Below are 16,223 nucleotides of genomic sequence, written 5' to 3'. Positions count from 1 at the left end.
CTTACGAAATCCGGATGCGGGGATTGAGGTAGACATAGCCGATATCCGAGATCAGCTGCGTCACCAGCACGACGACCACCGCCACCACCGACGAGGCCAGGAGCAGCTCGATGTCGTTGTTCACCGCCGCCTCGTAGAGGGTCCAGCCGAAGCCCGGGTAACTGAACAGCACCTCCGAGATCACCACCCCGTTCAGAAGCCACGGAATTTGCAGCATGATCACCGTAAAGGGCGCGATCAAGGCGTTCCTGAGCGCGTGCTTCACCACGATATTGGTGAAACTCACGCCCTTGAGCCGGGCGGTGCGGATGTATTGCTGGGTCATCACCTCGGTCATGGAAGCGCGGGTGATGCGCGCGACATAGCCCATGCCGTAAAGCGCGATGGTCAGCACCGGCAGGGTGAAGTTCGACAGCGTGATGTCATCCATTGCCGAACGCGCGTTGCCCTGGAACAGCACCCGCCCGTCGATCCATCCCCAACTGGCCAGCAGGGGCGACAGACCCACGGTCGAGGACGCCAGCAGCGCGATGAACAGCACCCCCGAAACGTATTCCGGTGTCGCGGTCGAGGCGATGGCAAAGGTCGATAGCGCCCGGTCGGTGCGCGACCCTTCGCGCATCCCGGCCAGCACGCCGACGATCAGCGCCATCGGCACCATGACGATCATGACCCACATCATCAGCAAGCCGGTCGCACCCACCCGGGCCGTGACGACGCTGGCGACGTTGTCCTGGAAGCGCGTGGAATAGCCCCAGTCGCCTTGCAGGATGCCGCAGCGGCTGCCCGCCAGCGATGCGTCCTGATGGCGATCCACGCAGCGGCCATGCACGGTGCCGTCGGCATCCGTGCGCACCCAGCCGGGGATAACGCCCAGCCATTCGCCGTAGCGTTGCAGCATGGGCGAACCATAGCCGTTTCGGTTGATCCAGCTCGCGACCTCGGCATCGGTCATGCGACTGCCGGCCTGCGTCTTGGCCAGGGTTTCCAATTTCGCGGGAAGGTTGGTCAGCGCGAAGACCACGAAGGTGAGGCAAAGCGCGGTGACCAGCATCATTCCGATGCGCCGGAGCAGGAAGAGCAGCATGGCGTCTCCTATGGCGGGCCGCGCCGGGATGATACGAAATCATCCCTTGCGCCGCGGCGGCGAAGGGGGCCCAAAGGGACCAAAGAACAGGCTAGGCAGCGGGGCGCCGGAAAGCAGCGCCCCGCCCGATCGGAAATCGCTTACGACTTCCAGTAGTTGACGTAGTCCACCACGAAGGTCGGGTGCATTTCGGCCCCGTGGACGTTTTCGGCCGCGTTGCGGAAGATCGAGCGCCAGTAGGGCTGGATCAGCACACCCTCGGTTTGCATGATCGTTTCGATCTGGCGCATCACCTCGCGGCGCGCGTCGGCATCGGCGATCCCGTTGGCCTGATCCAGAAGCGCGTCGAACTCGGCATTCGCAAAGGCCGATTCGTTCCACGGCACGCCCGAACGATAGGCCAGGTTCAGCACCTGCACGCCCAGGGGACGCATGTTCCATTCCGTCGCCGAGAACGGATACTTCGTCCAGTCGTTCCAGAAGGTCGCACCCGGCAGGATCGTCCGCTTGATGTTGATCCCGGCGTCACGGATCTGCGCGGCCACCGCGTCGCAGGTTTCCGCCTGCCAGGGCTCGTCGATCGAGATCAGCTCGAACTCGTAATCGCCGAAACCGGCAGCCTCGATCTCGGCCCGGGCGGCCGCACCATCGACCACCAGCGGCGCCAGTTCGGCGTATTCCGGATGAATCGGGCAGACGTGGTGGTTTTCGGCCACGGTCCCCAGGTCGTTGTAGCCCAGCTCCAGCACCACGGCGTTGTTCACGGCCTTTTGCAGGGCCCGGCGCACCGCGACGTTGTTGTAGGGCTCGCTGTCCTGGTTGAAGCGCACCGCGATGGTGGCGGCGGTGACGGCCTCGCTGCGCGGCATCCCGATCGAATCGAAGATGTCGATGATGTCGCCCTGCGCCTGATAGTTCAGATCGATCTCGCCTGCTTCGGCGGCGGCGACCCAGGCGGCCGGATCGGTGCCAAGGTCCACGAACTCGATCCGATCAAGCCAGGCGCCGTTGCCGGCATTCCACCAGGTGTGGTCGGTGTTGCGCTCGACCACGGCGCCGATGCCGGGCTCGTAGCTCACCGGGCGGTAGGGGCCGGTGCCGATCGGTTCGGCCACGGGATCGTTGCCGCTGAACGACGGGTGGACGACGGCCGCCGGATAGTCGGTCATCGACACGATCAGCGCGATGTCGGGCTGGTTCAGGTGCAGGCGGACGGTGTGGTCATCGACCACCTCGATGGCGCCGTCACGCGGGGCGTTGTTGTCCATCAGCGCGGCCATGCGGGTCGCCATCGAGTTGCCCTCGACCGAGCCGTCGCACCAGCGGTTGAGGTTGTGCGCGACGTCCTGCGCGGTGAAGGCATCGCCGTTGCTCCAGGTCACACCCTGGCGCACGTGCAAGGTGTAGACCTTGGCGTCCTCGCTGGCTTCCCAGCTTTCCAGCAGCACCGGCTTCAGCGTGCCGTCACGGTCGTAATCGACCAGGTATTCCAGCCAGCCGCGGCAGGCGTTGGCCAGTTCCGACCAGTCCCAGGTGCGCGGGTCGCGCTGCGCCTTGATCGACATCTGCATCTTCAGCGTGCCGCCCATGACCGGGGTCATGTCCTCGGCGCGGGCTTCCGGGGCGATCATGCCCAGCATCCCGTAGGCGGCGGTCGCGGCCACGCCCAGCGCGGTCGTGCGGGTCAGGAATTCGCGCCGGCTCAGCTTGCCGGCAGCATGGTCGCGCAGATAGATTTCGGCGGCAGGATGCACCCGGCCCAGCGCGGTTTCGGTAACGTCTTTCATTTGTGTTCTCCCTGTTGTCTCGGCTTGCGTTCCGCAAGGGAAACCATGACCGAGCTCCGTCCAAAGAGCGCCCCATGGGCCTTGCCAACGCCGTCTCATTTACGACCTGTCCCTATCCAAACGCGACAGGCCACGATTTTCAACCTGATTTTCCCCCTCCCCCCGGCTTAACCCGGATTTGTCGTCATGGATATGCGAGCGCACGCCGGGGATTCAGTCACGCGGCGCGCCCCCCTGAAACGCGTTCGCCACGGCATAGTCACAGGGCGCTTCCTGCATCTGCAAATGCAGGGCGTCGCCCGTGTAGGGATGCGCCCGCGCCAGGTCCTCGTCAAAATCGATGCCCAGGCCCGGCGCGGTCGGCACCGGGATATGGCCGTCCTCGACCCGCAGCGAATGGCGGATGAGCGGCAGGTGGAACGCGCCGCCGGTCTGGATCGTCTCGATCAACAGAAGGTTGGGCAAGGTCGCGCCCAACTGGATGTTCGCCGCCCATTCCACCGGGCCGGCGTAGAGATGCGGCGCCACCTGCGCGCCGAACGCCTCGGCCAGAGCGGCGATCTTCTTGGTCTCGAGGATACCGCCCGAGCGGCCCAGCGCCGGTTGCAGGATCGCCGCCCCGCCGGTGCGCAGAAGCGTGCCGAACTCGGCCTTGGTGGTCATCCGCTCGCCGGTGGCCAGCGGGATGCGGACCGCTTGCGCCACCTGGGCGAAATCCAGCAGGTTGTCGGGCGGGATCGGTTCCTCGAACCACAGCGGGCTGTAGGGTTCCAGCGCCTGCCCCAGCCGGATCGCGCCCGAGGGGGTGAACTGACCGTGGGTGCCGAACAGCAGATCGGCGCGATTGCCGACCGCCTTGCGGATCGCCGCGCACATCCGCACGCTGAGGTCGATGTCGTAAAGCGCGGGCTGGTGCCCGCCGTGAATGGTATAGGGCCCGGCCGGGTCGAACTTGATCGCGGTAAAGCCCTGGGCGACGGCGGCCTCGGCGGCCTCGGCCTGCATCTCGGGCGAGGTCCAGAAGGCCCGCGCATCCATACCGTCGAGCGGATAGAGATAGGTATAGGCCCGCAGCCGGTCGTTCATCCGCCCGCCCAGCAGCGCGTGCACCGGCCGGTCGTGCGCCTTGCCCAGGATGTCCCAGCAGGCCATCTCGAGGCCCGAGAACGCCCCCATCACCGTCAGATCCGGGCGCTGCGTGAACCCCGCGGAATAGGCCCGCCGGAACATCCGTTCGATGTTCTCGGGGTTCTCGCCCAGCATGTGGCGCTGGAACACGTCCTCGATCACCGCGACCATCGCTTTGGGCCCGACCGAGGCCGCGTAGACCTCGCCCCAGCCGACGAGGCCGTTGTCGGTGGTCAACCGGACGATCAGCCAGTATTGCCCGCCCCAGCCCGGGGGCGGCGTGCCGATGACCAGAACCTCGAGATCGCTGAGCTTCACCCACGTTTCTCCATGATGATGACGTTGCGCCGGACGTGGCCCTGACGGGCATCGGCGATGGCGTCGTTGATCTGATCGAACCGGTAGCGCGCGGTGATCAGCTCCTCCAGCTTCAGCCGGCCCTGGCGCCACATCGCCACCAGATAGGGCACGTCGCGCTGCACCACGCTCGCCCCCATGAAACTGCCTTTCAGCGTCTGCGCGGTGGCGGCCGCGATCACCGGCTCGATCTCCATCCGGGCGCCCGAGGGCGGCATCCCCACCATCACCACGGTGCCGCCCTTGCAGGCCAGCGACGACGCCTGATTATAAGCCGCGATCGCACCGACGGCGACCAGCACGTAATCCGCCCCCAGCCCGTCGGTCAGCCCCATCACGGCCCGGCGCAGTCCCTTCATGTCGGCGCGCAGCACGTCGGTCGCACCGAATTCGCGCGCGGCGTCCAGCTTTTCCGGCGCCAGGTCGATGGCGATGACGCGCGCGGCGCCCGCCAGACGCGCGCCCTGGATGGCATTCAGCCCCACGCCCCCCGCGCCGATCACCACGACCGTCGCACCCGGCTCGACCTTTGCGGTGTTGATGACGGCGCCGGCGCCGGTGATGACACCGCAGGCCAGCAACGCGCCCAGTTCCATCGGCAGATCGTCGGGAATCGGGGCGACCTGGCTGGCGTGCACCACGCATTCCTCGGCAAAGCCGCCGGTCGCCAGGCCGTGTTCGACCACGCTGCCGTCCGGCAGGCTGAGCACGCCGTTGCCGCGGTCATAGGGCGTGGCGCAGAGATAGGGCTTCCCGGTGCGGCAGGCGCGGCACTGACCGCAGGCGCGGATCATCGACACCACCACCGCGTCGCCGGGCGCGATCCCCTGCACACCGGCGCCCAGTTCCACGACGCGGCCGGCGGCCTCGTGCCCATAGACCGCCGGCAGCCGGCTGGCCCAAAGACCGTCAAGATAGCCGATGTCGGAATGGCAGATCGCCACCGCCTCGATGGCGACGCGCACCTCCCCGTGGCCCGGCGGACGCAGGACAACCTCTTCCAGGGTCAAGGGGGCGCCAAAGGCATGGCAGACAGCGGCTTTCATGGGCGATCTCCGAATGTGACGCCACCAGAAAACACGCGCCTGCGCAGCCGCGCAACCGCCGCGCTCTTTGTGCCGGAAATATCCTCCGGGCGGGACCGGGAGGGTGGACAACCCTCCCGGCGGGGACCGGGGCCGCCCCCGGGCGGGCCGAGGGGGCTCGATGCCCCCGAGGACCGCCACCCGGTGCTCACATCCGCATCCTCGCGCCCTCGGGATCGAAGGGCGGCTCCAGCGCGATGCGGGCCGCGCGCCGTTCGCCCATGATCTCGACCTGGAACAGCCCCTCGGCCCCCTCGCCGGCCAGCGCGGCGGGCAAATAGCCCTGCGCCATCGATGCCCCGACATAATGCGCGTATCCGCCCGAGGTCACCCAGCCCACGACCCGCCATTCGCCGTCGCGCGCGGGGTCGGGCTTGGCCAGTTCCTGGCCCGCGGCGTCGAAGCGGGGCGCGCCGTAGCCGTGCGGCTGTTCGATGGTGCCATAGTCGGTCTCGCCCACGCGCGCCCAGATCGGCTCGTCGCCCATCACATCGGCCGTGCCCGCGTCCACGATCAGCGAGACGCGGCGCAGCCGGGGCCCTTCGTCGCGTTCCTTCACCGCCGCCTCGCGACCGATGAAATCGGGCTTTTGCAGCTTGACGAAACGGTCCATCGCCCCCTCGAACGGGCCATAGATCGGCCTGAGTTCCGCGAACCAGGTCGGAAAGTTCTTTTCCAGCCGCATCGACAGAAGCGCGCGCATCCCGAAATCGACGATGCCCAGGTCCGCGCCCGCTTCCTTGATCGCCAGATAGACGCGCCGCTGGACGGCGGGTTTCATCCAGATCTCATAGCCCAGATCGCCCGAATAGGTGATGCGGTTGATCATGCAAGGCGCCGCCGCCACATCCATTTCGCGGAAATCCATGAAGCGGAAGGCCGCATTCGACACATCGGCGTCCACCAGCCTGGCCAGCACCTCGCGCGATTTCGGGCCGCAGATCGACAGGCCGACCAGGTCCATGTGGAACCGGTGCACCCGAACCGAGCCATCCTTGGGCAGGTGGCTTTCGAACCAGCGCATGTGATAGCGCGAGGCCCCCAGCGAGCCCCAGATCAGGAACCGCCCCTCGGCCGCCTTGGCGATGGTGAAGTCGCCGATCAGCTTGCCGCGCTCGTTCAGCATCGGCGTCAGCACGATGCGGCCGACCTTGGGCATGGTGTTGGTCATCAGGTGATCGAGCCAGGCCTCGGCCCCGGGGCCGGTCACCTCGTATTTGGCGAAGTTCGCGATCTCGGTCACGCCGACGCCCTCGCGGGTCGCCTTCACCTCGCGCGCGATATGCGCAAAATCGTTCGAGCGGTGGAAGCTGGGAATGTCGTGCGCCTCGGCCGCCGAGGGGGCGAACCACAGGGGTGCCTCGAGGCCCCAGCTGTCGCCCATCACCGCGTTGTTGTCGCGCACCATGATGTCATAGAGCGGCGTGGTTTCCTGCGGGCGGGCGGCGGGCAGTTCCTCGTTCGGGAAGCGGATCGAGAAGCGGCGCGAGTAATTCTCGCGCACCTTGGCATTGGTGTAGCGCAGCGTCGCCCATTCGCCATAGCGCGACACGTCCATGCCGAAGACGTCGTGGCCGGGATCGCCCTGGGTCATCCAGTTGGCCAGCACCAGGCCCACGCCGCCGCCCTGGCTGAAGCCCGCCATCACCGCGCAGGCCGACCAGTAGTTGGTCAGCCCGGGCACTGGCCCGACCAGCGGGTTGCCGTCCGGGGCAAAGGTGAAGGGGCCGTTGATGATCTGCTTGATCCCCGCGCGCTCGACGGCCGGAAAATGGCGGAAACCGATCTCCAGCGAGGGCGCGATGCGGTCCAGATCGGGGGCCAGCAGTTCGTGGCCGAAATCCCAGGGCGTGTTGACTGGCGACCAGGGCACACAGGCCTTTTCATAGGTGCCCAGCAAGATCCCCTGGCGTTCCTGCCGGGTGTAGATCTCGCCCTTGAAGTCCATGACACCGATCAGCTCGCGGCCGGTGGACTGGTTGAACTCGATCACCTCGGGCATGGAGTCGGTGAGCAGATACATGTGCTCCATCGCCAGCACCGGCAGTTCCAGCCCGACCATGCGCCCCACTTCGCGCGCCCAGAGGCCGCCGGCGTTGACGACATGTTCGCAGCGGATCGGCCCGTTGACGGTGTGCAGCGTCCACATGCCGTCGGGGTCCTGGGTGATGTCCTTGACCGGGTTTCGCAGCTCGATCTCGGCGCCCAGAACGCGGGCGGCCTTGGCATAGGCGTGGGTCGTTCCCGAGGGGTCGAGGTGCCCCTCGACCGGGTCCCACAGCGCGCCGACGAATTGCGTCTCGTCCATCAGCGGGAACATCGCCTTGGCCTCGGACGGGGTGATGAGTTCGGTTTCCATCCCCAAGGCGCGGCCCCGCGCCTGCACCATGCGCAGAAAGTTCATCCGCTCGGGGCTGTCGGCCATCATGACGCCGCCGGTCAGGTGCAGGCCGCAGGACTGGCCGCTGATGCGTTCGAGTTCCTCGTAGAGCGAGACGGTATAGGCCTGCAACTTGGCCACGTTCGGGTCACCGTTGAGGGTGTGGAACCCGCCCGCCGCGTGCCAGCTCGACCCTGAGGTCAGCTCGGACCGTTCGATCAGCAGAACGTCCTTCCACCCGGCCTTGGCCAGGTGGTAGAGCACCGAACACCCCACCACCCCGCCGCCAATCACCACGGCCCTGTATACGCGCGTCATGTCTCTCTCCCTTGGGGCAGCGGATGGCAGCCCAGTTCTCTCAATTGCGATTGCAGCGCAGCCGCCAGCGCCGGGTCGGTGGCGCGGCTGGTCACATAGGGCAGGCCCGGGCGCTCCGCCGTCCAGCCGACCACCACCAGATCCCGCGCCGCCGGTTCGAAACGGCGCGCCAGGTCCCAGCTGCGGCAGTCGATGGCGGCGATGTCCGCGCGCCCCTCGGCCACTGCCACGACCGATGCCCGGTGGCCGCCCGTCACGACGCAGTCGGCGGCGATGTCGCAGGGGTCCGCGCCCAGGTCGGCCTGGACCGACAGGAACCCTGACAGCGAATCGCGCCCGTTCAGCGCGAACCGCCGGCCGCGAAGGTCGGGCAATGCCGCGCAGGGGGTGTCCGGCACCGGACAGGCCAGGCCCGCGCGCGCGATCAGGGCGGACCGATACATCGGCCCCCTGCCCCCCGCAAACGCAGAATAATCGGGCTGTGCCAAAGGCTTGAGCCAGTCGATCAGACCCAGCGACAAAGGGCCCCAACAGCATTGGCTGAACACGAGGTCGGGATTGCGCCAATAGGCGTCGATCGCCGCCCAGTCCGGCGCGCTCAGATCCGGCAGGCCCGCGACCGCCGCGCGGATCTGCGCCCAGGTGGCGGCCGTCTCGTCCCGGGACTCGGGCCAGTCATACATCGGCAGGCTGGCAAGCCTCATGCCGCCGGCCCCGCCTCGCGGCGCAACGCCGGGTGGACCACCGGTTCCTTCACGCTGAGGCCCCATCGGCGCCACAGCGCCAGATAATTCGGGAACACGTAGCCGCCGTTCATCGCCTGCCATTCGCCACGCCGCTCACGATACAGGCGCGGCAGGTCATACCACGGTGCCGAGGGCAGCTTGTGATGGACGATGTGCAGGTTGTTGTAGAGAAACAGCCAGGCCAGCGGCGAGCGTTCGACGATGATCGTGCGACCCTCGGGCGTTTCGTGCCAGCGGTGTTCGGCAAAGGTGCGGATGGCGATCAGCGACAGGCCCGGCCAGCACACGCCCAGCAGATAAAGCCACAGCGGGATGCCCATCGCCCAGACCAGCGCGATCACCACCAAGGCCGCCGGCACATGCAGCGCCCAGGCCAGCCGGACGCCGTGCACATCGCGCCGCAACAACCCGGCCTCGCTGACGAAGAACGCCACCGCCACCAGCCAGGGCCCCAGCAGCACCCGGCCCAGGAGCGTGTTGTTCCAGCGCAGCAAGAGCTTGAGCCAGCGCGGCAGCGCCGCATACTGCCACTTCGCGCGATAGTAGCTTTCCGGGTCGTCGAACGGGTCGGTCAGCCGCTCGTCATGGTGGTGTTGCAAATGCGTGGCCTTGTAGCGCCGGAACGGATAGGCCAGCGACAGCGGCAGCGCAACCAGCGCCTCGTTCACGCGCCGCGAACGGGTCGGGTGGCCGTGCAGGCATTCGTGCACCAACGAGGAATGCAGCGCCGCCATCACCGCCATCACAGCCAGCGCCACCACCGGCGCGAGGGGCCACAGCCAGAACCCGGCCGCCGCCCAGGCGCCATAACACAGGGCTATCAATCCAAGGGTGGGCCATTCCAGACGCATGGGCGACTCCGCAGGCTTATCGGACACAAGTGTCCAGAAATCTGCTCGCAGAGCAAGAGGCATGTTCAAGGCACCCCTGTCGCGGATTGACGTTTTTGGTAACGCATGTTTACTGAACGCAACACTCAGGGACACCGATCATGGGCAAGCGCCAGACGGCCGAAATCTTCCGCAACCGGCTGACCCAGGTGCTGGCCCAGTCGGGCCTGTCCCAATCCGCCTTTGCCGGCGAGATCGCCATCGACCGCTCGGCGCTGTCGCAACTGATCTCGGGGCAGAACCCCCGCCTGCCCCGGGCCGAAACCCTGATCGCGCTGTCCGCACGCTTTCAGGTGGCGACCGACTGGCTGCTGGGGCTGACCGACGAACGCGGCAACGCCGCGCAGGTGCTGAACGCGGTCGAGACCGAGCAGGCGCTGGATGCCGAAAACCGCACCGCGATGGAACGCTGGCACCACGAGGCGACCGGTCAGAAAGTCCGCTACGTTCCGGCCTGGCTGCCCGACCTGATGCGCACACCCGCGGTGATCGCCTTCCAGGCGGCCTCGAACGACCAGGAACGCCGCCGCCTGCAACGTCAGACCGACCGCAGACTGCACGTCTCGCGCCTGCCGGAATCGGATATCGAGATGTGCATGCCCCTGCAAACGCTGGATATATTTGCCCAAGGCACCGGAAATTGGACCGGCCTTCCGGCCCGGGACCGGGCCGCGCAACTGCACCATATCGCGGACACGCTCGACGATCTCTACCCCGCGTTCCGCATGTATCTCTTCGATGGCCGGAAACGGTTTGCGCCGCCGATGACCATCTTCGGCTACCAGCGCGCCGCGGTCTACACGGGCGAAACCTACCTGCTGATCCGCTCGAAACCGCTGATCCGCGACCTCGCGCAGGGCTTCGACGCCCATATCCGCCACGCCGCCGTTCACGCCCACGAGGCCGCGGCCTGGGTCCGCCAACTCACCGTTCGCACGGATTGACGGCGCGCAGGCCCGCCAGCCCCCGCGTCGCGTGCCGGGACGTCACCGCGCGGGGCCCGTGACCCTCAAAGCACGGCGCGATCAGGAATGGCTTGACGCCCCCCACCCGTCCTTGTGCACGCAGAATCCTCCACGAGGGTCCGGGCGGGAGGGTCCGGGAGGGTGGAACACCCTCCCGGCGGGGGTGTGGGGGCCGCCCCCACCGGCGCGAGGGGGCTCGATGCCCCCGAGCGCCGCCTTCGCCCGACCCGAATGTTCACCAGACTCATCTGGACGCGCCCCCCGCGCCGATCCAAGGTCTGGCCACGAGTCATCAAGGAGACGGGCATGGGCGAGGACAACACGGCGCGGCGGCGGCGCGGCGGCGGTCGCGATGGCAACGCGCGCCGCGCGAGCGGCTTCCACCTGGACCAGATGCCCTGGCGCCTGCCCCGCAACCCCGACCGCCCGACCGAGCCCGTCGGCCCTGAGGGCGTGCAGGCCATCCACAAGGGCGCGATGCACATCCTGTCCGAGATCGGCATCGTGTTCCTCAACGACGAGGCCCTGGCCCTGTTCCGGCAGGCCGGTTGCCGGGTCGAGGGCGAGACTGTCCGCATGGACGAGGATTTCGTGATGGAGATGGTGCGCCGGGCGCCCCCATCCTTCACCATCACGCCGCGCAACCCCGAACGACAGGTGACCATCGGCGACGGCCACATGGTCTTTCTGAACGTGTCGAGCCCCCCCAATTCCTGGGATATCGTGCGCGGCAAGCGGCCTGGCGATTTCGCCACCTACCGCGAATTCCTCATGCTTTCGCAGGCGTTCAACTGCATCCACATGCTGGGCGGCTACCCGGTCGAGCCGGTGAATATCCACCCCTCCGTGCGCCATCTCGATTGCCTTTACGAGAAACTGACGCTGACCGACAAGGTCGCCCATGCCTACAGTCTGGGCCGCGAGCGGGTCGAGGACGTGATGGAGATGGTCCGCATCGCGGGCGGCCTGACGCACGCCGAATTCGACGCCTGCCCGCGGATGTTCACCAACATCAACTCGGTCAGTCCCCTGAAGCACGATTTCCCGATGATCGACGGCGCGCTGAGAATGGCGCGCCGGGGCCAGCCTGTGATCGTGACCCCCTTCACGCTGGCCGGGGCGATGGCGCCGGTAACCATGGCGGGCGCCGTCGCACTGTCCATCGCCGAAGGGCTGGCGGCGATCGCGTTGCTGCAATACGCCGCGCCAGGCTGCCCGGTCGGCATCGGCACCTTCACTTCGAACGTGGACATGCGCTCGGGCGCGCCGGCTTTCGGCACGCCCGAATACATGCGCGCGACGCAGATCACCGGGCAGCTTGCGCGGTTCTACGGCCTGCCGCTGCGCTCGTCCGGGGTCTGCACCGCGAACATCCCCGACGGCCAGTCGATCTGGGAAACCTCGAATTCGCTGTGGGCGGCGGTGCAGTCGGGATCGAACATGGTCTATCACGCCGCCGGCTGGCTCGAAGGCGGGCTGATCGCCAGCCCCGAGAAATTCGTCATGGATTGCGAGATGCTGCAAATGATCCAGCGATATTTCGAGCCCGCGACCTTTGCCACCACGCCCGAGGACATCGCCGTCGAGGCCGTCCGCGAGGTCGGCGCGGGCGGGCATTATTTCGGCTGCGCGCACACCCAGGCGCGCTATACGACCGCCTTCTACAACCCCATCGCCAGCGACTGGCGCAACTTCGAGGCCTGGGCCCAGGACGGCGCCATCGAGACCCCCGAACGCGCGCACCGCATCTATCGCGGCATCGTCGACTCGTTCGAGGCCCCGCCCATCGATCCGGCCATCCGCGAGGCGCTTCAGGACTTCGTCGCCCGCCGCAAGTCCGAGGGCGGCGCGCCGACCGATTTCTGAGGCCCGCTCAAAGCAGCCATTCCACGGGCAGGCGCTGCACCAACCCCAGCAAGGCCTGATCGAGCCAGCTTGCGCCGGGTTCCTGCTGCCAGGTGACGACCTGCCCGTCTGGGCGGGTCTCGTGCCAGACCATGCGGTCGTCGGCGGTGATCTCGGGGCGATAGCTGACCGCCGGGATCTGCTGGTCAAAGGCCGCGTGGACGCGTTCGGCCAAGGTAGGGCTCTCGATGACGAACCCCATTTCGCAGTTCAGCAGAGCCGAGCGCGGGTCGAAATTGAACGACCCCACAAAGACCAGCCGGTCGTCGATGGCAAAGGTCTTGGCGTGCAGGCTGCCGCCCGACAGCCCCAGCGGCGCGATCCGGGGCGTGGCCTGAACGGACCGGGGACCGGCGCCGCGCAGGTTCATTTCGAACAGCTCCACGCCCGCGCTCAGCAGCGCGCGGCGATAGCGCGCATAGCCGGCGTGCACCATCAGCACGTCGGTGGTGTCCATCGCATTGGTCAACACGCGCACCGCGCGCCCCTGCGCCGCCAGCGCGCTCAGGGCCTCGGTCCCGACCTCGCCGGGAATGAAATAGGCCGACACCAGATCGAACCGCCGCTGCGTGCCCGCGATCACCGGCGCCAGACGGGCCAGCATCAGCTGATCGCGCGGCGCCTGCCCCAGACCCTTTGCCGGATCGTCGGCGAACAGGCGGACCTGGGTCCATTCCAGCGGCACCGCGCGCGCCAGATAGGCGCTGACGCTGTCCGCCATCCGGGCGCCGAGGTCTTGTGCCAAGGGGTCGGCCCGCATCGCCGCGACCCGGGCCGCAAAGCCGTCCGCGTCGCCCGGTCCGCCGACCAGGCTGTCCAGCGCAAAGACCGAGGCGCTGTTCCAGTAGGCATCGAAGCTTGCCGCGACCTCGGGCACGACGGTCCCTAGCGCCAGCACATCCATATCGACGAAATAGTCCTGGCTGATCTGAAAATACTCGTCCCCGATGTTGCGTCCGCCCAGGATCGCGGCGGCGCCATCGACGATCAGCGCCTTGTTGTGCATCCGCCGGTTCAGCCGCAGGAAATCCAGCGCGTAGCCCAGTAGCTTGGGGCGGCGCACGGTCGAGGGGTTGAACAGGCGGATCGACAGGCCCGGTTCGGCATCGAGCGCGGCCAGGATCGGGTCCAGCCCGGGGATGCCGTTGTCGTCCAGCAGCAGCCGCACCCGCACCCCGCGCCGCGCCGCGCGTTGCAGCGCGTCGAGCATCATCACCCCCGCGGTATCGGCGTGCCAGATATAGTATTGCACGTCGATCGAGGCCTGCGCCTGGTCGATCAGCGCAAGCCGGCTGGCCAGCGCGTCGTGGCCGTCGGCCAGGGGCAGGATGCCGCTCTGCCCGGGATGATCGCGCATCCCGTCGCTCATGGCGCGGCCCAGACGGGTCTCTGCGCTGGCCGCAATCGCCATCTCGGGCGGGCGGCCGGTCAGGTCCGGCAGGGGAAACATCCAGCGCCCGATCATCACCGCCGCCGCGGCCAGAACGACCAGCGCCACGAGCCCTTTCAAAAGCCTGAGCATTCCGCACCCTTTGACCTGTCACGAACGCGCCAGCGTGTCATGCCGCGACGCGGGGCGCAATGCGGCCGCTCGAACCCGCCACGAGTCGCGTCGATCACGGCATGGCGACCGGGTCCGGCGAATGGGAAAAGGGAACTGGCGCACCCAAGAGGATTCGAACCTCTGACCTTTGCCTTCGGAGGGCAACGCTCTATCCAGCTGAGCTATGGGTGCGGCGTGTGACGTCTATAGCCGCCACGCAACGGGGCTGCAACGGGCAAAACCACCTAGCCGAAAAGCTGGTGGCAGAATTCCAGCGCATCGACCAGCGCGTCAACCTCGGCCTCGGTGTTGTAGAGCGCAAAGGACGCGCGGCACGAGGCATGAATGCCCAGATGTTCCATCAGGGGCCCGGTGCAATGCTGGCCGGCCCGCACGGCAACCCCCTTTTTGTCGAGAATCGTTGACATGTCATGAGGATGCGCGCCGTTGTTCATGGTGAAGCTGAAGATCGCGCCCTTGCCCGGGGCATCGCCCTGAACGGTCAGCCAGTTCAATCCCTTGAGCCGCTCGCGCGCATAGGATGCCAGCGCGCGCTCATGCGCGGCGATCTGGTCCATGCCCAGCCCCAGCATATACTCGATCGCCACCCCAAGACCGATTTGCTGAACGATTCCAGGGGTTCCCGCTTCGAACTTGTGGGGCGGGTCGTTGTAGATCACGTCGTCGCGCGTGACCTCGCGGATCATGTCGCCGCCGCCGATGAAGGGGCGCATCTCGGCCTGACGCTCGCGCCGGACGTAGATCGCGCCGGACCCCGAGGGGCCATACAGCTTGTGCCCGGTGATCGGGTAGAAATCGACCCCCAGCGCCTGCACATCGACCGGCAGGTGGACCGCCGCCTGCGATCCGTCCGCCAGAACCGGCACGCCCCGCGCATGCGCGCCCTCGACGATGGTCTTGATGTCAACCACCGTGCCCAGCACGTTCGACATATGCGTCACGGCGACCAGACGGGTGCGGGGCGTGATCGCCTCGAGCACGCGCCGCGGATCCAGCGACCCGTCGGGCTCGGGCTCGACCCAGACCAGGCGCACGCCTTGGCGTTCGCGCAGAAAATGCCAGGGCACGATGTTGGCGTGATGCTCCATCACCGACAGGACGATCTCGTCCCCGGCCTGCATCCGCGGCGCGGCCCAGCCGTAAGATACCAGGTTGATCCCCTCGGTCGCGCCCGAGGTGAAGAGGATCTCGTCCTCGTGCCCGGCGTTCAGGAAACGTCTGACAATTCCGCGCACCGATTCGTAGTGGTCCGTCGCCAGGTTGGACAGCGTGTGCAGGCCGCGATGGACGTTCGCATATTCCATGGAATAGGCGTGGTTCATCGCATCGATGACCACCCTAGGCTTCTGTGCCGACGCTCCATTGTCCAGATAGACCAAGGGCTTGCCATTGACCTGCCGGGACAGGATGGGAAAGTCGCGGCGCACCGCGTGAACGTCATACATTACTCAACCCCGCGGGTTCGTAGCCCAGCGCCAGCAAGACCAGCGACAACACATAACTGGCCATCAGAAACACCATCAGCCCGGTCGTCAGCACCATGATCCGCGAGCGGAATCCGTGCAGCGCGCAGATGAAACCGACCAGCAGCCACAGCGAGACCGCGACCGAGGCCACGAACACCGGCACGTTCAGCAACGGCAGCGCGATCAGGACCACGATCTGCACCACGAGCAGCAGCGCCGTGATCGCCTGCATCCAGCCGACCAGCCACAGCGCATCCAGGAACGCCCCGGTGCCGCCGAACAGCCGTCCGACATGGGTGATGAGCGCGACGACCACCACGTTCAGCGCGACCTGCGCGGCGGTGAACACAAAGGGCGACGGCAGGTCCTCGGCCTGGCCCAGGGCGGCGGGCACCAGATAGACGCCGATCACCGACACCAGGATCGCCGCCGCCAGCAGCATCCAGCGCACCGGCACCGGCGGTTGCAGCGCCAGGATCGCCTTTCCGCCCTGAACGGGATCGGACAGCGCCTGCAAGACAAGGGTTCGTATCGCGGTCATGTCC

The 16,223-nt window shown here is 67.3% G+C and carries 12 protein-coding genes and 1 tRNA gene; 2 read left to right on the top strand and 11 right to left on the bottom strand.

What is annotated here, in order from left to right:
- Position 1 precedes the first annotated feature (1 nt).
- The 7 genes from H6900_10905 to H6900_10875 form a co-directional block, all read right to left on the bottom strand.
- Positions 2 to 1,087, bottom strand: a complete 1,086-nt coding sequence (locus H6900_10905) for an ABC transporter permease (GenBank protein ID MCC0073782.1) — start codon at positions 1,085 to 1,087, stop codon at positions 2 to 4.
- 140 nt (positions 1,088 to 1,227) lie between these two features.
- Complete coding sequence (locus H6900_10900) at positions 1,228 to 2,874, bottom strand: ABC transporter substrate-binding protein (protein ID MCC0073781.1); 1,647 nt, start codon at positions 2,872 to 2,874, stop codon at positions 1,228 to 1,230.
- A 213-nt stretch (positions 2,875 to 3,087) separates the two neighbouring features.
- A complete protein-coding gene (locus H6900_10895) occupies positions 3,088 to 4,320 on the bottom strand; it encodes a mandelate racemase/muconate lactonizing enzyme family protein (protein MCC0073780.1) in 1,233 nt (410 codons plus the stop codon).
- The gene (locus H6900_10890; protein ID MCC0073779.1) at positions 4,317 to 5,405 is read right to left on the bottom strand and encodes a Zn-dependent alcohol dehydrogenase; all 1,089 of its coding nucleotides are present in this window, start codon (positions 5,403 to 5,405) and stop codon (positions 4,317 to 4,319) included. Before H6900_10890 ends, H6900_10895 begins: the two co-directional genes overlap by 4 nt.
- Before the next feature lie 187 nt (positions 5,406 to 5,592).
- Positions 5,593 to 8,142: a GcvT family protein gene (locus tag H6900_10885; GenBank protein MCC0073778.1), complete on the bottom strand. Its 2,550-nt coding sequence runs from the start codon at positions 8,140 to 8,142 to the stop codon at positions 5,593 to 5,595.
- Positions 8,139 to 8,846 carry a PhnD/SsuA/transferrin family substrate-binding protein gene (locus H6900_10880; GenBank protein MCC0073777.1) on the bottom strand — a complete coding sequence of 236 codons (708 nt, stop codon included), beginning with the start codon at positions 8,844 to 8,846 and terminating at the stop codon, positions 8,139 to 8,141. The genes H6900_10885 and H6900_10880 overlap by 4 nt, the downstream gene beginning before the upstream one ends.
- Positions 8,843 to 9,802, bottom strand: a complete 960-nt coding sequence (locus H6900_10875; GenBank protein MCC0073776.1) for a fatty acid desaturase — start codon at positions 9,800 to 9,802, stop codon at positions 8,843 to 8,845. The genes H6900_10880 and H6900_10875 overlap by 4 nt, the downstream gene beginning before the upstream one ends.
- A gap of 77 nt (positions 9,803 to 9,879) precedes the next feature.
- Here H6900_10875 and H6900_10870 point away from each other — a divergent pair, with 77 nt between their 5' ends.
- Positions 9,880 to 10,722: a helix-turn-helix transcriptional regulator gene (locus H6900_10870; GenBank protein ID MCC0073775.1), complete on the top strand. Its 843-nt coding sequence runs from the start codon at positions 9,880 to 9,882 to the stop codon at positions 10,720 to 10,722.
- A 327-nt stretch (positions 10,723 to 11,049) separates the two neighbouring features.
- Positions 11,050 to 12,609 carry a trimethylamine methyltransferase family protein gene (locus H6900_10865; GenBank protein ID MCC0073774.1) on the top strand — a complete coding sequence of 520 codons (1,560 nt, stop codon included), beginning with the start codon at positions 11,050 to 11,052 and terminating at the stop codon, positions 12,607 to 12,609.
- Positions 12,610 to 12,616: 7 nt separating this feature from the next.
- On the opposite strand, the gene H6900_10860 is transcribed toward H6900_10865, so the two are convergent.
- The 4 genes from H6900_10860 to H6900_10845 all read right to left on the bottom strand — a co-directional run bounded on the left by H6900_10860 (position 12,617) and on the right by H6900_10845 (position 16,219).
- Positions 12,617 to 14,170 (bottom strand): phospholipase D family protein, encoded by a 1,554-nt coding sequence (locus tag H6900_10860; GenBank protein ID MCC0073773.1) that lies wholly within the window; start codon positions 14,168 to 14,170, stop codon positions 12,617 to 12,619.
- Between the two features lie 136 nt (positions 14,171 to 14,306).
- Positions 14,307 to 14,383: transfer RNA gene (locus tag H6900_10855), tRNA-Arg, on the bottom strand.
- A 53-nt stretch (positions 14,384 to 14,436) separates the two neighbouring features.
- Positions 14,437 to 15,657: a cysteine desulfurase gene (locus H6900_10850; GenBank protein ID MCC0073772.1), complete on the bottom strand. Its 1,221-nt coding sequence runs from the start codon at positions 15,655 to 15,657 to the stop codon at positions 14,437 to 14,439.
- Positions 15,650 to 16,219: a YIP1 family protein gene (locus H6900_10845; GenBank protein ID MCC0073771.1), complete on the bottom strand. Its 570-nt coding sequence runs from the start codon at positions 16,217 to 16,219 to the stop codon at positions 15,650 to 15,652. Before H6900_10845 ends, H6900_10850 begins: the two co-directional genes overlap by 8 nt.
- Positions 16,220 to 16,223: the final 4 nt, after the last annotated feature.

The sequence above is a fragment of the Rhodobacter sp. genome (genome assembly GCA_020637515.1).
Lineage (GTDB): Bacteria > Pseudomonadota > Alphaproteobacteria > Rhodobacterales > Rhodobacteraceae > Pararhodobacter.
This window is presented reverse-complemented; position numbering and strand designations above follow the sequence as displayed.